Annotated in this window: 21 protein-coding genes and 2 pseudogenes; 6 read left to right on the forward strand and 17 right to left on the reverse strand. The window is 60.1% G+C overall.

Features of this window, described 5'->3' with window-relative positions:
• Positions 1 to 157 precede the first annotated feature (157 nt).
• The 3 genes from ACLQ8T_RS03065 to ACLQ8T_RS03075 all read right to left on the reverse strand — a co-directional run bounded on the left by ACLQ8T_RS03065 (position 158) and on the right by ACLQ8T_RS03075 (position 3,015).
• The gene (locus tag ACLQ8T_RS03065) at positions 158 to 313 is read right to left on the reverse strand and encodes a hypothetical protein (RefSeq protein ID WP_413455654.1); all 156 of its coding nucleotides are present in this window, start codon (positions 311 to 313) and stop codon (positions 158 to 160) included.
• Between the two features lie 165 nt (positions 314 to 478).
• The gene (locus ACLQ8T_RS03070; protein ID WP_413455655.1) at positions 479 to 2,161 is read right to left on the reverse strand and encodes a formate--tetrahydrofolate ligase; all 1,683 of its coding nucleotides are present in this window, start codon (positions 2,159 to 2,161) and stop codon (positions 479 to 481) included.
• Between the two features lie 416 nt (positions 2,162 to 2,577).
• Positions 2,578 to 3,015 (reverse strand): hypothetical protein, encoded by a 438-nt coding sequence (locus ACLQ8T_RS03075; RefSeq protein WP_413455656.1) that lies wholly within the window; start codon positions 3,013 to 3,015, stop codon positions 2,578 to 2,580.
• Positions 3,016 to 3,180: 165 nt separating this feature from the next.
• Here ACLQ8T_RS03075 and ACLQ8T_RS03080 point away from each other — a divergent pair, with 165 nt between their 5' ends.
• Both ACLQ8T_RS03080 and ACLQ8T_RS03085 read left to right on the forward strand, forming a co-directional pair.
• Positions 3,181 to 3,342 carry a hypothetical protein gene (locus ACLQ8T_RS03080; protein WP_413455657.1) on the forward strand — a complete coding sequence of 54 codons (162 nt, stop codon included), beginning with the start codon at positions 3,181 to 3,183 and terminating at the stop codon, positions 3,340 to 3,342.
• 212 nt (positions 3,343 to 3,554) lie between these two features.
• Positions 3,555 to 5,777 (forward strand): NADP-dependent isocitrate dehydrogenase, encoded by a 2,223-nt coding sequence (locus ACLQ8T_RS03085; protein ID WP_413455658.1) that lies wholly within the window; start codon positions 3,555 to 3,557, stop codon positions 5,775 to 5,777.
• A 58-nt stretch (positions 5,778 to 5,835) separates the two neighbouring features.
• Here ACLQ8T_RS03085 and ACLQ8T_RS03090 read toward each other — a convergent pair whose 3' ends face one another.
• Complete coding sequence (locus tag ACLQ8T_RS03090) at positions 5,836 to 6,831, reverse strand: hypothetical protein (protein WP_413455659.1); 996 nt, start codon at positions 6,829 to 6,831, stop codon at positions 5,836 to 5,838.
• Between the two features lie 250 nt (positions 6,832 to 7,081).
• Between ACLQ8T_RS03090 and ACLQ8T_RS03095 the strand changes: the two genes are divergently transcribed.
• On the forward strand, positions 7,082 to 8,107 hold the full coding sequence (locus ACLQ8T_RS03095) for an RNase H family protein (protein ID WP_413455660.1): 1,026 nt from the start codon (positions 7,082 to 7,084) through the stop codon (positions 8,105 to 8,107).
• Between the two features lie 76 nt (positions 8,108 to 8,183).
• Here the strand turns inward: ACLQ8T_RS03095 and ACLQ8T_RS03100 are convergent, their stop codons facing one another.
• From ACLQ8T_RS03100 to ACLQ8T_RS03115, 4 genes are all read right to left on the reverse strand, one after another.
• A complete protein-coding gene (locus tag ACLQ8T_RS03100; RefSeq protein ID WP_413455661.1) occupies positions 8,184 to 9,716 on the reverse strand; it encodes a deoxyguanosinetriphosphate triphosphohydrolase family protein in 1,533 nt (510 codons plus the stop codon).
• Between the two features lie 135 nt (positions 9,717 to 9,851).
• A complete protein-coding gene (locus ACLQ8T_RS03105) occupies positions 9,852 to 10,718 on the reverse strand; it encodes a 2-hydroxyacid dehydrogenase (protein ID WP_254590739.1) in 867 nt (288 codons plus the stop codon).
• A 458-nt stretch (positions 10,719 to 11,176) separates the two neighbouring features.
• Positions 11,177 to 11,746, reverse strand: coding sequence for a YdeI/OmpD-associated family protein (locus ACLQ8T_RS03110; protein WP_022874851.1), 570 nt, complete (start codon positions 11,744 to 11,746; stop codon positions 11,177 to 11,179).
• 282 nt (positions 11,747 to 12,028) lie between these two features.
• Positions 12,029 to 13,327 carry a LuxR C-terminal-related transcriptional regulator gene (locus tag ACLQ8T_RS03115; protein WP_413455662.1) on the reverse strand — a complete coding sequence of 433 codons (1,299 nt, stop codon included), beginning with the start codon at positions 13,325 to 13,327 and terminating at the stop codon, positions 12,029 to 12,031.
• 161 nt (positions 13,328 to 13,488) lie between these two features.
• Between ACLQ8T_RS03115 and hxlB the strand changes: the two genes are divergently transcribed.
• Both hxlB and hxlA read left to right on the forward strand, forming a co-directional pair.
• Positions 13,489 to 14,085 carry a 6-phospho-3-hexuloisomerase gene (hxlB, locus tag ACLQ8T_RS03120; RefSeq protein WP_413455663.1) on the forward strand — a complete coding sequence of 199 codons (597 nt, stop codon included), beginning with the start codon at positions 13,489 to 13,491 and terminating at the stop codon, positions 14,083 to 14,085.
• Positions 14,086 to 14,142: 57 nt separating this feature from the next.
• Positions 14,143 to 14,766, forward strand: coding sequence for a 3-hexulose-6-phosphate synthase (hxlA, locus tag ACLQ8T_RS03125; RefSeq protein ID WP_413455664.1), 624 nt, complete (start codon positions 14,143 to 14,145; stop codon positions 14,764 to 14,766).
• A 517-nt stretch (positions 14,767 to 15,283) separates the two neighbouring features.
• On the opposite strand, the gene ACLQ8T_RS03130 is transcribed toward hxlA, so the two are convergent.
• Together ACLQ8T_RS03130 and ACLQ8T_RS03135 are read right to left on the reverse strand one after the other, a co-directional pair.
• Positions 15,284 to 15,514 (reverse strand): hypothetical protein, encoded by a 231-nt coding sequence (locus ACLQ8T_RS03130; RefSeq protein ID WP_204720754.1) that lies wholly within the window; start codon positions 15,512 to 15,514, stop codon positions 15,284 to 15,286.
• A gap of 196 nt (positions 15,515 to 15,710) precedes the next feature.
• Positions 15,711 to 16,244 (reverse strand): annotated as a pseudogene (locus ACLQ8T_RS03135) (NAD(P)-dependent oxidoreductase).
• Positions 16,245 to 16,800: 556 nt separating this feature from the next.
• Between ACLQ8T_RS03135 and ACLQ8T_RS03140 the strand changes: the two are divergent.
• On the forward strand, positions 16,801 to 17,151 hold the full coding sequence (locus tag ACLQ8T_RS03140; protein ID WP_204720758.1) for a hypothetical protein: 351 nt from the start codon (positions 16,801 to 16,803) through the stop codon (positions 17,149 to 17,151).
• A gap of 436 nt (positions 17,152 to 17,587) precedes the next feature.
• On the opposite strand, the pseudogene ACLQ8T_RS03145 reads toward ACLQ8T_RS03140, so the two are convergent.
• The 7 genes and pseudogenes from ACLQ8T_RS03145 to ACLQ8T_RS03175 form a co-directional block, all read right to left on the reverse strand.
• Positions 17,588 to 17,818: pseudogene (locus ACLQ8T_RS03145) on the reverse strand (DNA polymerase V subunit UmuC); the annotation flags it as partial.
• A gap of 491 nt (positions 17,819 to 18,309) precedes the next feature.
• The gene (locus ACLQ8T_RS03150; protein WP_413455665.1) at positions 18,310 to 19,101 is read right to left on the reverse strand and encodes a cytochrome c biogenesis CcdA family protein; all 792 of its coding nucleotides are present in this window, start codon (positions 19,099 to 19,101) and stop codon (positions 18,310 to 18,312) included.
• Positions 19,101 to 19,451 carry a TlpA disulfide reductase family protein gene (locus ACLQ8T_RS03155; protein ID WP_204720762.1) on the reverse strand — a complete coding sequence of 117 codons (351 nt, stop codon included), beginning with the start codon at positions 19,449 to 19,451 and terminating at the stop codon, positions 19,101 to 19,103. The genes ACLQ8T_RS03150 and ACLQ8T_RS03155 overlap by 1 nt, the downstream gene beginning before the upstream one ends.
• 4 nt (positions 19,452 to 19,455) lie before the next feature.
• Positions 19,456 to 19,686, reverse strand: coding sequence for a DUF4956 domain-containing protein (locus tag ACLQ8T_RS03160; RefSeq protein ID WP_338085745.1), 231 nt, complete (start codon positions 19,684 to 19,686; stop codon positions 19,456 to 19,458).
• 33 nt (positions 19,687 to 19,719) lie between these two features.
• The gene (locus tag ACLQ8T_RS03165; RefSeq protein WP_413455666.1) at positions 19,720 to 21,246 is read right to left on the reverse strand and encodes a multicopper oxidase family protein; all 1,527 of its coding nucleotides are present in this window, start codon (positions 21,244 to 21,246) and stop codon (positions 19,720 to 19,722) included.
• 284 nt (positions 21,247 to 21,530) lie between these two features.
• Positions 21,531 to 22,208: a GNAT family N-acetyltransferase gene (locus tag ACLQ8T_RS03170; RefSeq protein WP_047118363.1), complete on the reverse strand. Its 678-nt coding sequence runs from the start codon at positions 22,206 to 22,208 to the stop codon at positions 21,531 to 21,533.
• Entirely contained in the window at positions 22,205 to 23,080 is an 876-nt protein-coding gene (locus tag ACLQ8T_RS03175; protein ID WP_413455667.1) for a F510_1955 family glycosylhydrolase, read from the reverse strand. Before ACLQ8T_RS03175 ends, ACLQ8T_RS03170 begins: the two co-directional genes overlap by 4 nt.
• Positions 23,081 to 23,132: the final 52 nt, after the last annotated feature.

Genomic DNA, 23,132 nt, shown 5'->3' on the forward strand with positions numbered 1-23,132 from the left:
CGTCGAGTTTGGAGGACAGCTCTACGAAGGACCGGAGGAACTGCCCCGAATTGCGTGCTGAACAGGAGAATTGCGCAAGGAATGAGAAAACCCGGGGCCGGGGATTCCTTATGGAATCCCCGGCCCCGGGCCGGTCTCGTGCTGGACTGTGCTCCGCTTAGCTTTCGTCCTCTTCTTCGCCGTCGGCACCTTCATGGCCGAATGGGATGGGCGCGCTCTGTGCGTCGTCCGGATCAGGGACAGCAGTATTCTCGCCCTCTGGATCCGGGGTCTCGCGTGGTCCTGTGGTTTCGTCGTGGTTTGCGGTTCCCATAGTTGCTTCCCTTCTTCCGTGCCTTGTCTTGATGCCAGCTGGAGGGTGCTGGTTCCACACAGCCTAGTCGGGGGAGCTGCGTGGAGTCTGGCGCGCTCAGCGAACTATCATGTTCGCCCGCAGTGGAACGGTGCCCGCGGGCAGCATCCGCGGCGAGTCGGCCAGCTACGACAATCCGATGGCGTTGCCCTGCTCGTCGACATCCATGTGCACGGCAGCCGGAACCTTCGGCAGGCCCGGCATCGTGGTCAGCGCCCCGGTAATTGCCACGATGAATCCGGCACCGGTCTTGGGAACCAGCTCGCGGACCTGCACGGTGAAGCCGCTGGCGGCGCCGAGCAGCTGCGGGTCATCGGAGAAGGAATATTGCGTCTTGGCGATGCAGACCGGCAGGTGGGACCACCCATTGTCATTGATCTGCCGGAGCATCCGCCGGGCCTTGGGGGAGTACTCGACGCCTTCGCCCCCGTAGATTTCGCGCACCAGGGCCAGGATCTTGTCCTCGACCGGTTGCTCCAGCTCGTACAGCGGGGAGAAGTTGCCCGGTTCCTCGATGGCGCGCAGCACCGTGGCGGCCAGCTCGGTGGCCCCGGCCCCGCCGTGGCCCCAGACATCGGCGATGGCGCAGGCGATGCCCTGCTGCGCTGCCCAGCTGGTGACCGCTTCCAGCTCGGCATCGGTATCCGTGGTGAAGCGGTTGATGCCGATGACCGGCTTGATGCCGAACTTGGCGATGATCGACGCGTGGCGTTCAAGGTTCGGCAGCCCGGCGCGCACGGCCTCGACGTTTTCGGTCCCCAGCTCTTCCTTGGGTACCGAACCATGCATCTTCAACGCGCGGACGGTGGCGACAGTGACCACCGTGTCCGGCGGGCACCCGGCGTAGCGGGCCTTGATGTCCATGAATTTCTCGGCGCCCAGGTCGGTGCCGAAGCCGGCCTCGGTCACCACTACATCGGCCAGTGCGCGGGCGGTGTTGGTGGCGATGGCGGAGTTGCAGCCGTGGGCGATGTTGGCAAAGGGCCCGCCGTGGATCAGCGCAGGAGTGCCGCCGATGCTCTGCACGAGGTTGGGCTTGATGGCTTCCTTGAGCAGCAGCGCCATGGCACCTGCCGCGCCCAGGTCATCGGCGGTGACCGGAGCCTTGGAGTAGGTGTATCCGACGGTGATCCTGCCCAGCCGGGCGCGCAGGTCCGCGAGCCCGGTGGCCAGGCAGAACACTGCCATGACTTCGGAAGCGGCGGTGATTTCAAAGCCTGTTTCACGGGGAACCCCGTTGGCGGTACCGCCCAGGCCGATCACCACGTGGCGCAGTGCCCGGTCGTTCATGTCCAGCACCCGTTTGAAGGTGATGGACCGCGGGTCGATGCCCAGCGCGTTGCCTTGCTGCAGGTGGTTGTCGAGCATTGCCATGAGCAGGTTGTTTGCGCTGGTGATGGCGTGGAAATCCCCGGTGAAATGCAGATTGATCTCGTCCATGGGCAGCACCTGAGATAGGCCGCCGCCGGTGGCTCCGCCCTTCATGCCGAAGCTCGGGCCGACCGAGGGCTCGCGCAGCGCGATCATGGTCTTGGTCCCGGTGGCAGAAAGCGCATCGGCCAGGCCCACCACCATGGTGGACTTGCCTTCCCCTGCCGGGGTCGGGGACATGCCGCTGACCAGGACCACTTTTCCGCGCCGGGTACCGGTGGGCAACAGCGCCGGATCGATCTTGGCTTTGTACTTGCCATAGGGCTCCAGCGCAGCGTCCGGGATTCCGGCGGCCTCGGCGATCCGGGACATCGGTGCGAGCACTGCCCGCGAGGCAATCGCGAGATCGCTCATGTCGGTGTCCTGCACTGCTGCCATGGTGCGTCCCCTATCTGGCGGCCCGGTGATCCGGGGATGAGGAAGACCAAGGCAATTGGTATTCCCTGATTGGCCTTCAAGCTATCACCTTGCAGGCGAGGGGAGAAGGATGGCTGGGCAGAACATGGAACGGAGCTTTTCCGGGAATCGGCAAGGGCATCAGCAGTGCGCCCCTGAAGTCAGCATCTGAGCAGTCACCTATTTCTGACCCGCGGTTTCAAGAACCTGCGTGCGAACCTTTCGCCTTTAGATGCGTCTGGAAGACACCGCGTTGCCGTCGAGAGTGTAATAGAACCGCATTGTCCTATTTTCATTAGCACAAGTAAGGCCTTCGAGCTGTGGAGTTATATACGAGCCCAAATTTGGAAGAACCGCAATCGCAAACGGCCCCATCAGCGCCCGTATCGAGGCCAGAATCAGAGCGCTGCCCCGTTGATAAAAGATCGCTGATCTGCTGGCGACATCTCAATGTAGAAGCCAGTCGAGTCTTGCCCTGCACTGAGGGCAGGGTTGGCAACGTCAATAGCTGCCTTGGCATCTTGAACGATGGTTAGGGTCGACCCTTCCGAAAACTCGTAGTCCTTCTCAATCGTGGACGAAGTCTCGCTGACCACGGGAGGTTTTTTCGTCTGCAATACATAGTCCAAGCCTGCTTTAATTTCTTCGCTCCGTTTCCCTGAAACGAAGGACGAGGACTCATCTGACGTCTCGCGTGCAGTCGGGTTGGCAAAAGCCGTTGCTGCAGAGCTGGCCGCCAAGGCCGTCGTGACAAGTAAGGCAGTAGCCGCTTTAGCTAAACGATTCATGGTGCGACCTTCAAGAGATTGAATGTTTCTTCTTGCGTCGCTGATCAAGCAATAAGCCGCCTCCGCAGAGCACCAGGAAAGCGACTGCGGTTGTGAGAGCAGCGAGGAGAGCGGGATTCTCTGAAGAAGCTGCTGCTGGCCATTACCCGGCAGGAGGAAGCCTTCTCGGCGGCCACCGCGCAGGAGCTGCAGCGCCGAGGGCTGCTGCCTGCCATGCCCGCCTTGATCATCGGCGAAACCCTGGCTGCCCTGTGGCGGGTGGCCTGGCAGTGCTTCGGCCAGGCGGAGCGGGCCGGGGAGTCTGCGGATCCGGTTGAGCTCTTCGATGCGGCTCTGGCGAATCTGGCAGCCCTGGCCGGGGCCGTGTCCGAATAGCGAAGGCCAATCTTGAGTTATCACCGATTAACTTAAATGTGACGAACTGCTTGCGGGCAGTCCAGCCCGGGATTTCGGCGAATATCGGGGATTGTCGCGCGCATTTCTGCAGGCTGGAAAGTGTGGTGCGGGGCAAAATCAGGTAGATTTGGAACGTTGAGTTCAGGGCGGTAACACCGCTTCCGCACGACGTTCAGGGAGACGCCACACCTATGGCAAAGATTATTTACACTCACACCGACGAAGCGCCAATGCTGGCGACGCACTCGTTCCTGCCAATCGTGGAGGCCTTCGCGTCGACCGCCGGGGTGGAACTTGAGACCCGCGACATCTCGCTGGCCGGTCGTATCATCGCTACCTTCCCGGACTATGTCACCGAGGAACAGCGCATCGGTGACGCACTGGCGGAACTTGGCGACCTGGCCAAGACCCCGGAAGCGAACATCATCAAGCTGCCGAACATCTCGGCTTCGATCCCGCAGCTGAAGGCCGCCATCGCCGAGCTGCAGGCTGCCGGCTACGCACTGCCTGACTACCCGGACAACCCATCCTCTGATGAGGAAACCGACATCCGCGCACGCTACGACAAGATCAAGGGTTCTGCAGTGAACCCGGTGCTGCGCGAAGGCAACTCGGACCGCCGCGCACCGCTGAGCGTGAAGAACTACGCCCGCAAGTACCCGCACTCCATGGGCGAGTGGGCAGCCGACTCGAAGACCAACGTGGCCACCATGGGTGCCGACGACTTCGCTTCCAACGAGAAGTCCGTGGTCATCGACGCGGACAAGAAGATCTCGATCCGCTTCGTCGGCGAAGACGGCGAAGTCAAGGTCCTGAAGAAGCCATTCAACGTGCTCAAGGACGAAGTCATCGACGGCACCGTCATGCACGCCGCAGCGCTGTCCGAGTTCCTGAAGAACTCCGTGGCCCGCGCCAAGGAAGAGGGCATCCTCTTCTCGGCGCACCTGAAGGCCACCATGATGAAGGTCTCCGACCCGATCATCTTCGGCCACGTGGTCAAGGCCTACTTCTCCGAGCTGTTCGAGACCTACGGCAAGGAACTGGCAGCAGCCGGCCTGAACCCGAACAACGGCCTGGCAGCTATCCTGAACGGCCTGGACGAGCTGTCCGACGAGGTCCGCGCCGGCGTCGAGAAGCTGATCGCCAAGGGCCTGGAAGAAGGCCCGGCAGTCGCCATGGTCGATTCCGACAAGGGCATCACCAACCTGCACGTCCCATCGGATGTCATCGTTGACGCTTCCATGCCAGCCATGATCCGCCTGGGCGGCAAGATGTGGGATGCCAAGGGCAACACCGCAGACACCCTGGCCGTGCTGCCGGACTCCTCCTACGCAGGCATCTACCAGGTGGTCATCGATGACTGCCGTGCCAACGGCGCCTACGATCCGACCACCATGGGCACCGTGCCAAACGTTGGCCTGATGGCGCAGAAGGCCGAGGAATACGGCTCGCACGACAAGACCTTCGAACTGGCAGCCAATGGCCACGTGCAGATCGTCGACGAGAACGACACCGTGCTCATCGAACACCAGGTCTTCGCCGGCGACATCTGGCGCGCCTGCCAGACCAAGGACGTTGCCATCCGTGACTGGGTGAAGCTGGCAGTGAACCGCGCCCGCGCCTCGCAGACCCCGGCAGTGTTCTGGCTGGACGAGAACCGCGCCCACGACGCAGTGCTGATCAGCAAGGTCAACGAGTACCTGAAGGAACACGATACCGATGGCCTGACCATCGAAATCCTGTCCCCGGTCGAGGCCACCAAGTACTCGATCGAGCGCATCCGCAAGGGCGAGGACACCATCTCGGTGACCGGTAACGTGCTGCGTGACTACTTGACCGACCTGTTCCCGATCCTGGAACTGGGCACCAGTGCCAAGATGCTGTCCATCGTTCCGCTGCTGGCTGGCGGCGGCTTGTTCGAGACCGGTGCAGGCGGCTCCGCCCCGAAGCACGTGCAGCAGCTGGTGAACGAAAACCACCTGCGCTGGGATTCGCTGGGCGAATTCCTGGCTCTGGCAGCTTCCTTCGAGCACCTGGCTGTCAACAACGACAACGCCCGTGCCCAGGTCCTGGCAGACACCCTGGATGCCGCAACCGGCACCTTCCTGCTGGAAGACAAGTCGCCTAAGCGCAAGGTGGGCGAGCTGGATAACCGCGGCAGCCACTTCTACCTGGCCAAGTTCTGGGCAGAAGAGCTGGCCAAGCAGGACAAGGATGCGCAGCTGGCTTCCGCGTTCGCCGAGGTTGCCAAGGTGCTGGACGAGAACGAGCAGGCCATCGTGGCCGAGCTCGCCGAGGTCCAGGGCCAGGCCGTGGATATCGCCGGCTACTACCGTCCGGACGAGGCCAAGACCTCCGCTGTGATGCGCCCAAGCGCAACGCTGAACAAGGCGCTGGAACTGCTGACCAAGTAGTCTCTTGAGCTAAACAGGCAGGCGCCGTTCCCTTATCGGGGAACGGCGCCTGCCTGTTTTAACGTTCTGCGGGTGTTTCCGCCAGCGGCACCGGGAAGTTCGTAACGACCCCGGGGTCGCTGCATTCCGCGGCCCTGGCCAGCAGCGCCGCCACGATCTCCCGATCCCGCGCTGGATCACGCACAATCTTGCCCTTCTTGTGGCAGAAGTCGCGGTAGTCGATGACCAGCAACGTCAATCCGTGCTGCGGAATCAGCGCCGCTTTGCGGGCATCGTAGAGCTTGCGCTGCGCCCCGCGCAGCATTCCGGTGGAGGTCATCTTGTTGTCGAAGAACGGGACGGATTCAGAATGCTGCCGCTCGTGGTACTCCACCACCAGACCCAGCGCCTCGAAATAGCCGTCGACCGGCAACGCCTTGCGCTTGCCGCTCTTCAGCGACGGTTCCCCGCGCAACCAGTCGAAGGTCTGTTGGCCGGCGCAGGACATACCCAGCACCTCGGCGCACAGATCCAGCACGTAGTGCTCGTCGCGATGTCCTGCCTTGGCTGGCACCAGGGGAGCATCCGGTTCGGGTAGATAGCGCGGCGGTGCCGGGAAGCGGCGGTCGCTGCCCCATCCCAGTTCCCATCCCTCAGAATCATCGAAGTAATCCGCATATGCCACCGGTAACTCATCGAGACGGGTTACCTGCGAGAGCAGCTGGGCGTACCAGCGCACGTAGTCCAGGTTTCCGGTCTCGCCCGGGGTGCTGCGTTGCAGCGAAGGCATGGATTCGAGGATTGCTTCAGCGACGCCGACGTGGCTGACATCCTCGGGAAACTGCACGTCGTTGTTGAAGACATTGACCCCGGCTGTCGTGTAGACGCAGGATTCCGACGCATTGTGCGGGTCGCCGAACTTGTCCTCGGCGTTCCATTCGATGACGTTGAAGATGATGATGCGCCATGCGGTGCCGGAGGCGTTGATGCCGGGCAGGACCCGTAGCCCGAGGTAGCCCAGCCGGTGCAGCAGGCCGCTCGCTTCGAGGATTCTGAGGGGAAGTTGCGAGTCCACTGTGCTCCTTGCAATGCGGTGTTGTCGATACCTCGATCTTGCCATGGCGCACGGACATTTCGACCAGGGTAGCCGGCGCGCGAGAGATCTCTCTCGCCAAGGTGCCCGTACGAAGATGAGCGGGCCGCCGGAATCCCGACTCTTTGAAGATTGGCGTCCTCGACCGACCGCCGTCCGGGCTCGGGCTAATTCGTCGGAGCCAGTCGATAGGATCGCCTCACATCGCCACAAACAGTCAGGAGGGATCTCGATGCTGGTGTCAGTTCCACGGCCGCAAATGCCGATTGCGCTTGAACCGGATGGCGTGCGGAGATTGGCCGGCGTGCAACGACAGCCGCAGCCTTCAAGGCTGATCGCAGTTCTCGGACGTTCGGCATTCATTCGCGATTCCAAAGGGAAGAAACAGCAGTACGTTCCATTCGCAGAACAGATAATCGAACGAAAGCACCTGGCCCAGCGAAGCACGCACGGTCTCCACTTCGATTTTGCGTTGACGTTGTGCGATTTTGTGAAGCGCCCGTTGCTGACGCTAACGGGTACCGCCGCATACGGGGAATTGGACAAGGCCATCCTGCAGGCTATTGCGGAGTTTTCCGGCACCAGCAAGATCTCGCAGCCGTCATCCATCGATCTATTGTTCCAGGAGGACGACGATCTTGGAACGGCGGAATTATCCATGAATCCCGTTTTCTGTCTCAATCCGTCATGGCAATTCGGGCTCGATCTCGGTATCGCCAACCAGGCCAATAGCCAGGCGCTGGCCCCGCTGGTGCAGGAATACCAGACGAATCTTCCAGTAGTTGCCTATACCGACGGTTCGTTGCCCCGGAACAGGAAGTTCCGCAGTGCTGGAGCGATGGTGACATCTCAAGGCCATTGGGCCAGCGCAATTTCTCCGAAGTACTACATCCGTGACACTCTCCTGGCGGAATCCACTGGAGCGTTGCTGGCGCTTTCCCACGCCCCGCTCGATGCGGACCTGACCATTTTCAGTGACAGCCGTGCCCTGGTGAAAGTAGTGAACGACCTCGTGCACGGACGCCAGCGTTCCGCGAAAGTCCATCGTGAGGTGCATGAGGGTCTTGAGCAGCGCACCGGGCGTACCCGTGCCTGCTGGGTTCGCGGGCACAACGGAAATCGGCATAACGAAGCAGCTAACCGGATGGCATTGCTGATGTCGCGGCATTTCAGCGCCCGGATCAATCCGCACCTGACACAGTCAATGATGACAAAGATCGTTCTCGAGGAGCTGTCTCAGCAGGCTCTCGCGGCATGAAACATGCCGCGATTTGTGGCCGGGTGCTGCACCGAGCAGGCGGGCTATCCCGCCGGCTCGGTGCCGCACCCGGCCGCTACAGCCCGCGGCCGGCCTCCCAGAGATTGTCCGAGGTGCCGGTGAGCAGCGAATTCAGCGAGACGGCTTGGGCATCGGTGAAGGAAGCAATGTAATCAACGATGGCCCGGGCTTGGCCCAGCCGTTGGATTTCATGCGGGCCGGACTGCGAGAACAGCTCTGGGGTGCTCTCGCGCAGCTGGCGGTATTCCTCGGTGGTAGCTTCCACCGAGTCCAGCAACCGCCGCGGTGCACGACCGGCATCCTCCGGGTCGTTGAGCCAGGTGTTGAAGCCTTCTGCCAGGGAACGGATAATTCGCGTTTGCCCGCGCTGGTAGACTGCCAGATCTGAACGGTCCAAGACGAAGCGGGCATGGACAAACTTGAGAACCACGACGTCATGCCACGCTTCATCGCTCAAGCGGATATGGCCGCTGCGCACATTAGGCGTGCGTTCAACGGTGATGGATTCCTGCAACCGGTCAATCCATCGCCGCGTGAAGGCGGTAACCGCGCGGTCTGCCTGCAGGCCGCCGTCGTAGGGAACCGCGAGCAAGCCATCGACCAGGTCATGGCCGACCCTTTGCACCGAGGCGCGGAATGCTTCAGGATTGGCAATCCAGGGATCCTTGGCAAGGACATGGCGCCAGGTGATTTCCAGCGCATGGCCCGGCTGCCGTTGGTCCAGTTCTGGAGCCTTCAGGGCTTGGAAGCGGACGGACTGATCCAGCCACGCTCGCAGTTCAGCGGAGACGCTGGTGTATTGCAGAATGCCGGCTCGATAGAAATCATCGAGGTCATGAACCGCGTAGGCGATATCGTCTGCGATATCCATAACCGAGCTTTCCAGTGTCTGCTGGTATTTTCCGATGCCCGGGAAGACCGAAAGGACATCGTTCATTTCCTCAGCCTCGATATCGTAGGCCGAATACTTCATGGCGCCAGCAGCCGGATTCGCGCCGACGCCGCGGGGGAGCAGCTCCGGAGCGACCGGGCCTTGGCTGCGCCATTCATTGCGCGTCCAGGGGTATTTGAGCACTGCCGCGCGAACCGCGCGAGTCAGGTTCATGCCACGCGGTGTGGCATCGCAGCTGTCCAGGGCAGTGAGGATCCGGAAGGTCTGCGCATTGCCTTCGAATCCATCAGGAAGCCCCAAGGTATCGCGGGCAACCCGGTCGAGTTCCTGCTCTCCCAGATGGCCGAAGGGCGGGTGGCCCAGATCGTGGGCCGCTGCCGCCGCCTGGACGACTACCGGGTCGCACCCTCCCAAATCGGAGATAAGTCGCCTAGTCGGTTCGTCACTTCTTCTGAGACTGATCGCGATGGAACGCGCCACAGCGGAAACCTTGAGCGAATGGGTCAGGCGGTTGTGGACCAGGGTCCCTGAACCCGCCTGTGGAATCACCTGCGTCACCGAGGACAAGCGGGAGAAATATGGGGAGAAGCGGATGCGCTCAATATCAATGCGGAAGTCATCTTCACCGGTGCGATTCCGCTCGACGATAGCGCGGTCGCGGCCGCCGGTTTGATGCGTCTGTGCTCTAGTTTCCATCGTATGAACTAGCCTAGGCGAAAGGCCGCGAGATACCACGGGATTGTCATGCGAGTTCTTTAGCGGAACTGCCTCTACCACCAATCCTATCGGCAGGTTCCTACTGAAATAAGGCGCCTAATGAGGGCAATAAGATCAGCGAACGAGATTCAGTGGTGTCTGACCCGAAGAAAGCAACTGAACCTGTCGAGTTGCTAGTTCTGAAACCAATTCCACGAACTGTCCTGTATCACCAGCCATATGCGGGGTGATGATGCATCCCGGGGCGTTCCACAGCGCGTGGCCAACCGGCAGCGGTTCTGGGTCGGTAACGTCCAATGCAGCACGCAGTCGCCCGGACTCCAGCTCTTTAATCAGAGCTGCCGTGGCAACGATTGGTCCTCGCCCAACGTTGACCAAAAGGGCGCCGTTGTGCATCCGATCCATGAACTCCGTGCCAATCAGGCCTTCAGTTTGGGGCGTGTGGGGCAAAGCGCAGATGACTATATCCGCTGAGGGCAATAGCTGATGCACGTTTGCAAAGGAGACAACGTCGATCCCGCCGTTGATGGTGCGCGAGGTGCTGGCAACTCCCGTGATCTGTGCAGGCTTGAATGGCTTGAGCCGTTCGATAATGGCTGTGCCCACGCCTCCAACGCCAAGTACTACAACATTCGATCCGTGCAGTGATGAGGTCCAAAGCCGCGACCAGGATTCTTCCTTCTGGAGCTGATAAGCCCTGGGAAGTTCGCGCAGTGAAGCAAGAATCAATGCCAGGCAATGCTCCGCAGTTGCGTCTTCAACCGCGCCCTTGGAGTTTGAAAGCGCGACATCCTCGGACAAATGATCCAGCACCCATTCGTAGCCGATGGATAGCAGATGGACATGCTTCAATCCAGCAATTCTGCCCACCCGCGTTCGGTGCGATGGATCCACCGGTCGTTCGGTAACAAGCACGTCGGCTGCTGGCGGCTCGCCATCGTTGATATTCCACAAGACGGGTTCGACCCCGGGAATCTGCATGCTGTCGACCAAGCTCTGCCACGGAACTAATACACGCAAACCATGAATCCAATCTTGAGATGAGATAGTGCCGGGGTGGCCCGGGCTTTGAATTCCACCGTACCAAGGTGCTGAATGAAATGATCAGTTCCGCGTCCAACCTGATTTAGATGGCGGAGCAGTTCACGGAATCATTTTCCTGAGAACTTGGCCCTGCGTCTAAACTGGCAATATGACTCAGAGAGTGAAGAAAAGCTCTCAGGCCGGACTGGGAATAACTACAGGAGAAATATTCATTGCCTGGACCTTGGGCCTTGTCGGAGTAGTCATGCTGATTCTAGGAGGGGCCACTGCAGCCGCGCTAGTCATTCTTGCGGCAGCGATTCTGCAAGCAGGCGCCATGATCGCCGAAGCGATTTACCGCTCCAGAAGCTAACGCTCAGCAGCACCATCCGTGTAGTGCTATACCAGACCGAGGATCAGCCTTCTGGACCCTGCTCAAGTTCTGCAACGAACCGCGCCAAGCGGGCAGTTCTTGTCTTCTCCGTCCGGGCAATCATCAGCTGATGCAGGATGTGATAGCGCGGTTGGGATTTCAAGGCCGCAAAGTTCTTGGCCGCCACGGCCGAGCGATCCAGCGCTTCTTGCAAATCCGGAGGAACCTGGGCGGTGGCCTGGCCTTGGTAGGCACGCTCCCACCGTCCATCTTCCTTGGCCTTCTGGATTTCCGCGAAGCCCCGTGGCCGCATGCGTCCTTGATCAATCAATTCCTGGGCGAATTCAGTGTTCTTCTGGGACCAGACAGAATTCTTCCGGCGGGGAGTGTAGCGCTGGAGGAAGGTCGTCTCATCGCGCTTGCGGCGGATGGCATCGATCCATCCGCTGCAAAGCGCCTCGGGCAATGCTTGTGCGACAGTGAGCGAGGTGGGGGAAGTCGTTCCCTTCTTTGCCACTACCAGCCAAAGGCCATCGCTGGTTTCTTCGTGTTCGTCGAGCCAAGCGCGCCAAGCGGTGACATCAGGAAGAATCAAAGCATCTTGTGGATCCATGGAATCTATCCTGCACCTCGTTGCCCATAGTTGCTAGAGCTTGGATTCACCGTCGGGATGATGCCTGCCATTGCTTGCTCGAAGGACGCCGGGTCGTGGCTGGAGACCGTGGAGCAATTTCCTGCTCCGGAACATCATGAAATGACCCGTCACGAATCGTGGCGAAGAGCGCGGCCAGCCGTCGGAGGGCCAAAGCGATGAGGGCTCGACCGCTGCATTTTCCTTCAACAGTTTGTCCCCGCAGGCCTGGTCATCGCCAAGCCCAGCATCAATGCCGGCAGGCTACGTGGAGCTGGCCACCCCATGGCTGTGCGCCATCGCGACAGCTTGGGCGCGGGAGCTGACGCCCATCTTCTTGAAGAGATTGCGCACGTGGAATTTCACCGTGTTCTCGCTGATCCCCAGCGCCTGCGAAATCGTCCGGTTGCGCTGCCCCGCTGCCAGGAGCTGCAGGACCTCGAATTCCCGGCCACCCAGGCTCCATTCGGCGATTTCCGCCACGGCCGACGGCGGGGCATCCAGCGGGAGCCTCACCGAGACTTCCGTGCCCCATCCGTCCATGACCTCGATCTCGATCAGCCCGTTCAACGCCTCCACGCGCCGCACGAGGCGGTCCAAGGCAGCCGCGGAGGGATCAATGCCGCCCCGTGCATCGTCACGGACATTGATCAGCAAATTCTCGCCGTCGCAGTCCCACTGCACCCGGATCCGCTGGATGTCTTCCTGCTCCATCATCGCCAAGGCCAGGCCGCGCACGATGGCCCGGGCGGCATGGGCCACCTCGCCGGGCAGCGCCCTGCCATTCTTGGGCGGCTCGACGAATTGCAGGTCCACACCGCTCAAAGTGGTCAACGGGCGCAGGTCATCGCGCAAGCGGGTGAAAGCCGAAGCAACCGGTTCCTCCACGATGCTATTGGTGCGGTCATCCACGGTCTTGAGCCCAACCAGGGTCTTGGCCGCAAGGTCGATGGCGGCAACGCGCGCGGCCGCATCGTCCAATTGCGTCGAACGCAAGGTCGCCAGCAGAATATCGAGGCTCGTCGCATACTGTTCCACCAGCTCGCCGGTAACCCGGACCCGCTCTGCCGATACCGCGCGCGATTCGCGCAGGTAGGACGGAGGGGCATCGGCCACCTTCTCGCGGATCCGGTTGGCGGCCAGATTCCACAGGTATTCGATCAACTCGGGCTGGCCACCGGCGGGGCGGGGCTCGATGAGCACCAGCAACGCATTGCTGGGCGGGTAGCGCAGGGCGAGGATCTCCCGCGGAGCACCGCCGATCTCGGCACGCTCGCTCCAGCGGTTCTCACCGGGATGGGAACCGCGGATCCGATCCAGTTCCGCAATGCCCACCAGATCCGTGATGTGCTGGTCGCCGGCAAGCTTCCTGGGCCTATCGGTGCACTCCTCGGTGAAAATGGCCAGGGCCGCGCAACGGATTTCCGGAGCCAGGGCATCACGCAGGCGAACGGCGATCTGCGGCAGTGCAGCCGTGGCCAGCAGCGCGATCGATTCGAGCACCCCTGGTGCCGGTTCGGCAGCTTGCAGGCCAGGGACGATAGAGGAGTCCAGAATGCTCATGCAGGCCAGTGTATCGCAGCTCGGGGGACCAGCCACTATCCGAAAGGATAGGTTCAACTGCCTGTAAATGGCGTAGCGGCCACCCCTTTCTGGCCGGAGAATTGAACCATGCCCATCAAAGCCTATCCGGTCCGCCGGGAGGCGCTGTCGAAAGGAATGGCATGAACACCATGGCCGAACCCCTCACCGAAGCGATATCCCAGCAGGACGTGCTGGACACCATGAACCTGGTCCACTCGGAGATCGAGGCAACCGTGCGGGGCGTGAAGCCGCGGCAGGTCATCGAGCTCGCAGCGCAGCTGCGCGCGGCACCGAGGGTGTTCGTCGCCGGCGCCGGGCGCAGCGGGCTGGCCTTGCGCATGGCCGCAATGCGCCTGATGCATCTGGGCCTGGCCGTGCACGTCGCCGGGGATGCCACCACGCCGGCCATTGCCGAGGGGGACCTGCTGCTCGTGGCCTCCGGATCCGGAACCACCGCGGGCGTGGTCCAGAGCGTCCGCACCGCCCAGCAGGCCGGCGCCCGGATCGCGGCCATCACCACCGATCCATCCAGCCCCATCGGGACGGCCGCCCACATTCTCGTAGAAGTCCCGGCCGCCGGGAAAACGGACCACGGATCGTCCATTACCCGCCAATACTCCGGCAGCCTGTTCGAGCAGGCGCTGTTCCTGATCACCGAAATCGTGTTCCACACGCTCTGGAGCGCGGATGACGCCACCGCCCAGCAGCTGTGGCAGCGCCACGCGAACCTGGAGTAGACCGGCGTTTTGGCGCCAATACCAACCCACCACCAATAACCCCTGAAAGGGAACATCATGAAAATCCAAGTTGCCATCGATCTGCTCAGCACTGCCGAAGCCCTTGAACTGGCTGGAAAAGTCGCCCCGTATGTGGACATCATCGAGCTGGGCACCCCGCTGATCAAGGCCGAAGGGCTGTCGGTGATCACCGCCATCAAGCAGGCCCACCCGGACAAGACCGTCTTCGCGGATATGAAGACCATGGACGCCGGGGAACTGGAAGCGGATATCGCTTTCGCCGCTGGCGCGGATCTGGTCTCCATCCTCGGGGCCGCCGATAATTCCACGATCGCCGGCGCAGTCAAGGCCGCCACCGAGCGCGGCAAGGGCATCGTCGTGGATCTGATCGGCATCGCTGACAAGCCAGCCCGGGCCCGCGAAGTTGCTGCGCTGGGTGTCCAGTTTGTCGAATTCCATGCTGGCCTGGACGAGCAGGCGCAGCCGGGCTACGACCTGGACGTGCTGCTGAGCGCTGGCATGGCATCCCAGGTGCCGTTCTCGGTGGCTGGCGGCGTCAGCATCAGCACGATCGCCAACGTCCAGAAGTCCGGCGCGCAGGTAGCCGTGGCCGGCGGTGCCATCTACTCCGCAGCCGACCCGGCACAGGCAGCCAAGGAACTGCAGACCGCGCTGGTCTAGACGCGGTTCCCCGTGGGGGCGTGATCCCGATCTGACGGAGAAAGAGCACTGATCCTAGTGCGGGGTCGACGATGCTCATAGTGGTGAGGCCAGGCGCTGCAGGCTGCGGCCCTGGCTTCATTGCTGCCGTGAGGGTGGCATAGGCCTATACTTGCGCCGGCGTCCGTCTGAACTGTTCGACTTTCCCAGGGGCCTTGGCCGGTACGGTTTGGTGCGGCATTGCTTCGCGTCTGAACCCGGCACCTGGGCGCACACTGCGGTAATGGCAATGTCCGCCCTAGCGAAGAAACCGCGGGCTCGTTCCCAGAGGCCAGTCGCGGTTTCCTTCAGTACTTGTGGGATTGAATATCCGGATCATGTTCAGAAATTATTGAACGTTTCAAAAACCTGACTCAGATTGACGCAGAGAAAGCGCTCCCTCGGTAGGCCATTGACAACCCAAACTTGTTTTCGGATTTTGGCGCCGACCATGGCACGGCTGCTAGGTGTCCAAAGCGTCGACAGTCACCAGGGCAAGTCAGGCGCACAGGGCCACATAGGTGTCGGCAAGCTTCATGGACGTCCACGCCCAGATCGCGATGGCGAAAATGCCAACGGTCAGTGCTCCCGCGGTTCCGGGTACGACGGGTGTGAAGGCCGAAACCGCTGGAATGATCCAGCCCATCCGCCGCTGGCACTGCCTTCCCGGCTTCGGCGGTGCCGGGGCGCTCGCCGGTTTGGTGCGGTCGTAGACCTCGGTCATTTCCATCTGTATCCCGCCCCGCGGATGGAATTAATGCGTTCGGCGCCGATCTCATTGCGCATACAACCCATTGAAACGTCCACCACATTGGAAGCTGGGCCGAGGTCCATCAACAGTGGGACGAACAGAATGGCACGGTTGTGGGAGCCGCGCAGGAAAACAAGCTAAGGAGCCTCTGCTAACCCCGGGACTTGACACTATGTCAATTCATGACTTGGCTGGCAAGTTCTTCACCGTGCGCAAAGGCGATGACCTGGTTTATTGCCAGTTCGGAGACCAGCGAGATGAACTGTCCAGTGTCTCCGGCCATGTGCGGGGTGATGATGCAATTCGGCGAGCTCCACAGCGGATGGTTTGCCGGCAACGGCTCGGGATCGGTGACATCCAAGGCAGCATGCAGTCTGCCGGCTTACAGCTCCGGTAGCAGGGCCTCGGTGTCGACTATGGGCCCGCGTCCCACATTGACCAGCAGCGAGCGGTCCTTCATTGACGAGAGGAATTCGGCGTCGATGAGCTGCTCGGTATCCCGGGTATGCGGCAGGGCAACAGTCACCACATCGGCAGTGGGAAGAACAGCCCCGAGCCGATCGAGAGAATGAATGGTGAAGTCATGCTCATGGACTCGTTCTGTACGGGCAAAAGAATTTAGCTCGGCAGGCTTGAAGGGCAGTAGCCGCGAGCGGATTTCGCTGCCGACTCCACCGGCCCCGAGAAGCACTACCTTGGACCCCTGCAACGGGCTAGTCCACGTCCTGGTCCACTGCCGCTCGCGCTGCTGCTGGCCAACTTGCGTAGCTGGCGCAAGGATGCCAAGACCAGGGCGAGGCAGTGTTCGGCGGTGGCATCTTCCACGGCGCCCTTGGAATTGGCCAATGACACTTGTTCAGGAAGATGCTCCAGAACCCAATCGTATCCGATGGAGAGCAGATGGACATGCTTCAGTCCCCTTGATGCGGGAGACCCTTGAACGCAGCTCAGGATTGCTCGGACGTTCGGTAACTAGCACGTCGGCCGGCGGGGCGTCACTGGGGTCATCATCGATGTGCCAGAGGATCGGTTCGATTCCCGGAAGCTGCAGCCGGTCGACGAGATCCTGCCAGGGGGAGCAATACACGTAATGCCATGAGAAGAATGTCCTTTCGGGTTCTATGACAATTGTGACCGTTGGCTGACAGGGATGGAGAATCTGGTGACTGACTCGTTACTAAGCATCAGTTATTCCAGATTGCAGATCAAATAACTAATAGACTTAACCTATAATTCACAAAGGGATCATTGGAACAACCATACTGATGGGGCTTGGCTGGACAGTGTTTGTCTTTGGCCTCGTCGCGTTATTCTTCGGCCCGCTGGTCGGCGCGCTATTGGCGATTTCCGGCGCGGTACTGGTCAGCGGTCGCATGATCACCGAGGCGCTGAACAGGAAGTGGGACGCTTTCGAAGTACTGCAAAACAGCAGAGAAGAAGAAATGCCTGCAATCGATTTGCAACAGCCCACCGCGCTCTACCGTCTCCGAGAGCACCTCAGGGGTATGTGGCAGGCTGGCGAATCTCTGATTAGAGGCTGCTGGCTTGCGACGTTGGGGCCCACGGGATCGGCAGCAGCCCTCTGGCCAGGGCAACCGTTCGTCGCTTCCCAGTGAACTGGATCTTGATCTTTGCAGGCGAAATGGTTGTGATGAGTTTCTTACGTCTTTTTCGTCGTGTATAGCCATTCGCGCCCTTGGTTACAGAAAAGATCTAGGGAGAATCTGGCTTGTTCACCTTAGCCTGATATTGCGGACAGCTGCCGAACGAATTTCTCCAGTCTTGCCGACAGGGTCTTATCAGTCTTGGCGATCATCAGCTGGTGCAGAATGTGATAGGGCGGCTGGGACTTCAGCGATTAGAAAGCGGCATTGACAGTCGGGTTCGCGTTTAGAGCGCGCTGTAGGTCTTCGGGCACTAGGGCTGTGGCCTGCCCTTGGTAGGCGCGGTCCCACCGTCCATCGGCTTTGGCCTTATCGATTTCCGCTTGCCCACGAGGGCGCATCCTGCCTTGCGCGATTAGTTCCTGGACGAACTGTGTACGCGGCGGCCGGCGTCGGCCGCGAGCTTGAACCACGGCGCACCCATCTCAACGCCCAGGGCTTTGGCTTCGCTGCTACGTGCGACCGCGCAGCCGTCGTTATTGGATAGCACGATCACCGGGCGGGCATCGAGCTTCGGGTCAAAAACCCGTTCGCATGAGACATAGAAGCTGTTCACATCCACATGGGCGATGTATTCGCGCCGCGGCTTACGGTCGGAGGAGTCTATGTTGGTAACCATCGGTATCACTTTCGTTGATATTCGCTAAGAAGAGTTGACCCAATGACACCTTTATTGAACCCATGATCTATCTAAGCGAATTGGTTTCTTAAAATATAGAACATAGGTTTGACAGTTTGGATAAATAAATGGGTAGCCACCTCGAACACTTCGCGAGGTGCCTACCCATAAGGTGGTTGTTATTTCTTGCTTGAGATTCGGTGAATCCATGGAGGAATCCGAGGGTGACCGGCTGTGCTTCACCGCAGCATCTTCGGGTAACCATCACAGCGACTCGGCCATATCTGGACGGCTCTGGCCTCATCGGAAAAGATTAGTAACCAATACTTTGTCGCCGATTCTGGGTTTACCAAGTGCCGGAGAAGAACTATGCCTAGCTACAGCGACGGTTCAGCAGCAGAGTGTCGGTATACACGCTGGTGGGCTGTGTTCAGAGCGAGTGCCACATGCCTGTCCAGGCAGTAGCTGTGGCCATTACATCTTTTGTGCCATTAGATGGGCAACCTGATCTCATTGGCGAACCAGTCCTGCAATTGCGTCACCCAGGAGCCCCACAGGCCGGTGGCCATCAGAATTCCAAGAAGAATCAAGATGCCGCCGCCCGCGCGCATGATCGATAGCTGGTGCCGACGCAGGAACTTCATGGCACCGATTCCGCGTCGCAACCCCACTGCGATGAAAAGGAATGGCAGCCCCAGCCCCATGCAATAGAAGAATGTCAGTAAGGCGCCCTTCGCAGGGTTGGGGTCAAGGCCGGTACTCATTGCCAACACTGCGGCAAGTGTGGGTCCGATACAAGGTGCCCAACCAAGCCCGAAGGTCACACCCAATACCGGGGCACCCCACAAGCCAGCCGGTGGTTTGCGGTGCATCTTCACGTCGCGTTGCATGAAAGAAAATCCACCCATGAACACAATGCCCATGAAAATCACCAGCACACCGAGAAGCTGAGTGACCCAGGCACCTTCGAACCGCATCCATGCGGCGATTTGAGAAAAGACCACTCCGGCGAGCACGAAGACGGCAGTGAATCCGAGGATGAACAGAGCAATACCCGCGACCATGCGGCCACGTTTCTGCTCGACGAGATCAGCACCAGATAGCCCAGTCACGTAGCCAAGATAACCCGGAACCAAAGGAAGAACGCACGGCGACAGAAACGAGACGAGGCCGGCAAGGACCGCCACGGGAACCGCAAGCAGCAAGGATCCATCTTGGATAACCTCAGCAAAAGGGTTGCTCTGGACCGAAATTGCCAAGGTGGTGGCGAGCGGCAAATTCATCACAGCGACTCCTGAAGGGAGGTATCTATCAGGGCCTTAAGCGTGGCCTTTTCGGCCGCTCCAAGGACACGTGACGCGACCCGTCCCTGTTTGTCGAGCACCAGCGTGGTGGGCACTGCCTGCAATGGGACATATTGGGTCATAGCCAGCCGGATTTCACCTTGGGAGTCTTGCACCGATGGGTATGAGATCCCGAAAATGCGCTCGAAGGCTTGTGCGGCTTCTTTCTCGTCACGGATATTGATGCCGATAAATTCGGCCTTCACTTTAACTAAGGCAGCAAGCATGCCGGCGCGCAAGCAGGTACGCCGTCCCAAGCGCTGTGCTTGGGACTCGCTGAGGGTTTTCATGTTGTCAGACTCCTGAGAGGTTTGCAGAGACGGTTTGTGAGATCGGCGCCGGTTTATACATGGTTGTAGAACTGAAGTAGTAGGCCACTTCTTCCTGGGTCAAGGTGTCGGACCGAAGGCGGATGATCGAGAGGATGCCGAAGAGGCCGAGACCCAGCCCCATGCCCGCACCGCTGCCCGAGAGCAGCAAGGTGACGGCGAAGATGCCCATGCTCAAGGCGATGTAGGCCAGCACGAGGATTTATGCACATGCCCATGGTTTCGTGAGCTACTTGACGTAGGAGAATACTCCCATCATGCCGCGTTCCGCATGATAAGCATTGTGGCAATGTGTGAGCCATTGGCCCGGGTTATCGGCATCAAATTGGACGGTGACAGTTTCCCGTGGACGGACAATCACGGTGTCCTTTCGTGCCCCGGACTGCCCGATTTGGAAGGTATGGCCGTGGATGTGCATCGGGTGCCACATGTCGGTGTCGTTGATGAATTTCACTTCCACGCGCTGTCCTTCTTTCAGATCAAAGGTATGCTCAAATGGCTTGGCCATGTCGAAACGATGGCCGTTGATGCCCCAGTCGTAGTTCTCCATTCCGCCGGTCAACCGCAGCTCGTGGACTTGGTCCGGCGTCTTGACCGCAAGATTCACGGAAGGGTCGGCGGTGAGCTGTCCACCGTCAACGATCTCTCCGGTCAAGGCCGTCGGGAGATCACCCTTTCTTGGGGCCGTACCTGTCCCGGTTGCAATGAGACCGTAGGCCATTTGGGCTTTCCCTTCGGCCAAGGCCAACAACGGTGTGAAACCATCTTGGATCGTCAAAAGCGCGTCGATGCGCTCTCCCATGCCCAAGACGACGGCGTCAACCTCAGCGTGAACGACCGGGAATCCATCGGTATGGGTCACGATAAGTTTCTGTTTCGGAACTCCGACCCGGTAGGCAGTGTCGCCCGCGGCGTTGACAATACGCAATCGAACTCGATCCCCGGGTTGTGCCATAAAAACCTCGGGGTTTTCGATGGTGGTGCCGTTGAACAAATGCAACGGATAGGCCACGTCACCGGCATCTCCGCCCAAAAAATCGCTGGTTGCACCCATGAGCATATGGCCCATCACCATGCCGCCGTCTTCGCTACCGTGGCTCATTCCACTCATCGGTGCCATCCCCTTAGCGAGCTCCTTCATCGCTTCATCAGGCGTTCCGGTGACACCATCAAGCCAGTCATCCAAGACGATCACCCACTCCTTGTCGTACTGCAATGGTTCTTGCGGATCATCAATGATCAGAGCGCCATAGAGGGCGCGTTCGCGCTGCATCTCGACGTGGGAGTGATACCAATACGTGCCGGGATGTGCCAGCTTGAAGTTATAGGAATAACTGGTCCCAGTCTCCACTGCCTCCTGTGTGAGTCCAGGCACGCCGTCGGCGTTGTTGCGTAAGGCAAGACCGTGCCAGTGGATGCTGGTGGATTCAGGAAGCTCATTGGTGAGGTTCAGGTTGAGCTGGTCACCGACCATGCCACGTAGTGTGGGGGCGACCAGCTTCTTGTCGTATCCCCATGTAGTGATCTTCTCTCCGGCCATTGCCGTGCTTATCGACTCTGCCTTCAGCGTTTTCGTGACCGTCTTTCCGGTACTGGGGCGCAAGTTTTCGACTTCTGCGATGAGCGGGTCGGTGGGCAGGACTCGGGACACCCCGGTGGAGTTCTGGGCCTTGGGTGCGCAGGCGCTTAGGGCAGCAGCTGCGGTCGTGGCAATGGACAGTCCAAGGAAGGAACGTCGGTTGAATTGGTAAGTCATGAAGCAGTCCTTTATGAAGTGTGAGTCTTGGGGGAGCATAGGAAAATAGAGGATGGCGGCCAGCTCGTGGCGCGCAGTCGATCCAACGGATTACGGTTTTTACGCAGCCTCATGCCGCTTTGGCGGTCCGCCGTGTCTGCAATGCCGCTGGCCGCCGTCTGGTATTTCGACGCCTAGCTCTCTGAGCTTGGAGGAACACGGTGCCTAAGAGCTAACCTGCGGTGATTAGAGATCGTGACCGACGTTCGGCGGGTCGTTGATCCGGCCGAAGCCTACATTTCCGGTTACTGAAGATAGCGGTGGTAGATACTGGTTGCCATTCCATCCTTGGAGAATCGCTGCTCGACGCATGTCCAACCGTGCTTCTCATAGAATTTACCTGCCCCGTTGGCACCGGCCGCGGTGGCGAGCTCGGCCAACCTGGCATGGTCCGCTGTTGCACGTTTAAGGAATGCGTCCATCAGAAAAACGCCTATTCCTTCACCACGCCGATCTGGCAACACCACAAGTGATGTAATGACAGCAGGCGACGGTATCACTCTGTCGCTGGATACCGGGCTAGCGGTGCGTCCTAGCAGACGACGGGCATAGGGACGTGCGCGGGTGCCCAGAAAATGAAGAAGTACACGTGGCCGGATGGAGAGCGCCGCGAGACCCGAGAGGAGAAGTCCCCACTTCTGGTTGGCTAGTACGTCAGCGATGTGGCGGACTTGGTTGGTCGAGCCAATTAGGAAGCCTATTGGCTGTTCATCGTCACTCACGGCGACAAGGGCAATCCCGAATCGTTCGGTGAGGAACGTTTTCATCCAACGACGTACGAAGTGGTTTCCTAAGTGGGGGAATAATCCATCTGGAAGGTAGCGGATCATGTCCGAGGCCATCCTGCTCAGGTCTTGTTCTGTGGCATCTCTGATGACGACAGGTGAGCCGGTGCCGGGATTCTTTGAGGTTATTCGGCTCATGGGGTTTTCTCGGTGAAAGTCGCTCCGTCGTCCGTGGAGTGTGAGATACCCGTACTGGTGGCCACCCAGATCCGCACCTGTCCGCCATCGTCGCCGGTGGCGGCAATGGCAGCCGGTTGCCCGGTGACGACTCCACCGGTCTTTTGCCAAGTGCGTCCGGCATCGCGGCTGAGCTGCACCGCACCATCCGGTTCCACTCCGACGGCGACCGATTTGCTGGCAAAAGCGGTCAGCAGCAGGACCGGAGCGTCTTGGGGTAAGGTCCAGGTTTTCCCGCCATCTTCAGAACGGTGTACTCCTTGTTCGGTGGTGGCCAGCACGACTTGGGACAGCGGGCTTCCGGCGAGATGATAGGGCTGGATGCCGGCATCTATGGTGTTCCATGTGACCGTGTCATCGGTCACCCGCAGTGTGCCGTCAAAACCGATGACGCTCTCGCCGGTGACGGCCAAGGCGTGGAAATCGGATTTGCCTTGAAGAGAGAGCGGTTCCCACGTGGACCCGCCATCAGTTGATCGGATCAAACCCGCCGGGTCGGGCAGACCGGTCTCAGTCGACGGGTGCCCGGAAGCGTAATACTCGTCTTTTCCGGCGGTGGCGAATCCCATCAGGTCAATGGTGGGCCCGATTTTCTGCGGTTCGTCAGCTGTGGCATCGAAGAGTCCCTCATGGGTGGCCAAAAGGATGCGCCCGGAATCCGGGTCAACGCTCATGCCGTGGACGTGGCTGAAGACTGCGACGCTGGCAGCTTCTTGCGCAGCGGGTCCTTCGCTGATTGACTGCGTGCAGCCCGTGAGTAGGGCCATAGAGAGCGCGGCGACGGACAAGATTGCGCGTTTTTGAGCGCGCAAAAGTGAGTTCTGTGTAAGCATGGTGGTTCCTTGAATCAATCAGAAGTGCCGGTCAGATGGGTCAGGGGAGTCG

The organism is Glutamicibacter sp. FR1 (assembly GCF_047300825.1).
Lineage (GTDB): Bacteria > Actinomycetota > Actinomycetes > Actinomycetales > Micrococcaceae > Glutamicibacter > Glutamicibacter nicotianae.

Excerpts from the sequence above, each read along its gene's own strand:
- ACLQ8T_RS03155 (WP_204720762.1), bottom strand. The coding sequence starts at position 19,451 with ATGAAAACCCTCAGCGAGTCCCAAGCACAGCGCTTGGGACGGCGTACC.
- ACLQ8T_RS03070 (WP_413455655.1), bottom strand. The coding sequence starts at position 2,161 with ATGGCAGCAGTGCAGGACACCGACATGAGCGATCTCGCGATTGCCTCG.
- hxlB (WP_413455663.1), top strand. The coding sequence starts at position 13,489 with ATGAACACCATGGCCGAACCCCTCACCGAAGCGATATCCCAGCAGGAC.
- ACLQ8T_RS03105 (WP_254590739.1), bottom strand. The coding sequence starts at position 10,718 with ATGCAGATTCCCGGGGTCGAACCCGTCTTGTGGAATATCAACGATGGC.
- ACLQ8T_RS03140 (WP_204720758.1), top strand. The coding sequence starts at position 16,801 with ATGGGGCTTGGCTGGACAGTGTTTGTCTTTGGCCTCGTCGCGTTATTC.
- ACLQ8T_RS03095 (WP_413455660.1), top strand. The coding sequence starts at position 7,082 with ATGCTGGTGTCAGTTCCACGGCCGCAAATGCCGATTGCGCTTGAACCG.
- ACLQ8T_RS03175 (WP_413455667.1), bottom strand. The coding sequence starts at position 23,080 with ATGCTTACACAGAACTCACTTTTGCGCGCTCAAAAACGCGCAATCTTG.
- ACLQ8T_RS03110 (WP_022874851.1), bottom strand. The coding sequence starts at position 11,746 with ATGGATCCACAAGATGCTTTGATTCTTCCTGATGTCACCGCTTGGCGC.
- hxlA (WP_413455664.1), top strand. The coding sequence starts at position 14,143 with ATGAAAATCCAAGTTGCCATCGATCTGCTCAGCACTGCCGAAGCCCTT.
- ACLQ8T_RS03150 (WP_413455665.1), bottom strand. The coding sequence starts at position 19,101 with ATGAATTTGCCGCTCGCCACCACCTTGGCAATTTCGGTCCAGAGCAAC.
- ACLQ8T_RS03165 (WP_413455666.1), bottom strand. The coding sequence starts at position 21,246 with ATGACTTACCAATTCAACCGACGTTCCTTCCTTGGACTGTCCATTGCC.
- ACLQ8T_RS03100 (WP_413455661.1), bottom strand. The coding sequence starts at position 9,716 with ATGGAAACTAGAGCACAGACGCATCAAACCGGCGGCCGCGACCGCGCT.
- ACLQ8T_RS03170 (WP_047118363.1), bottom strand. The coding sequence starts at position 22,208 with ATGAGCCGAATAACCTCAAAGAATCCCGGCACCGGCTCACCTGTCGTC.
- ACLQ8T_RS03080 (WP_413455657.1), top strand. The coding sequence starts at position 3,181 with ATGCCCGCCTTGATCATCGGCGAAACCCTGGCTGCCCTGTGGCGGGTG.
- ACLQ8T_RS03085 (WP_413455658.1), top strand. The coding sequence starts at position 3,555 with ATGGCAAAGATTATTTACACTCACACCGACGAAGCGCCAATGCTGGCG.
- ACLQ8T_RS03130 (WP_204720754.1), bottom strand. The coding sequence starts at position 15,514 with ATGGAAATGACCGAGGTCTACGACCGCACCAAACCGGCGAGCGCCCCG.
- ACLQ8T_RS03115 (WP_413455662.1), bottom strand. The coding sequence starts at position 13,327 with ATGAGCATTCTGGACTCCTCTATCGTCCCTGGCCTGCAAGCTGCCGAA.
- ACLQ8T_RS03065 (WP_413455654.1), bottom strand. The coding sequence starts at position 313 with ATGGGAACCGCAAACCACGACGAAACCACAGGACCACGCGAGACCCCG.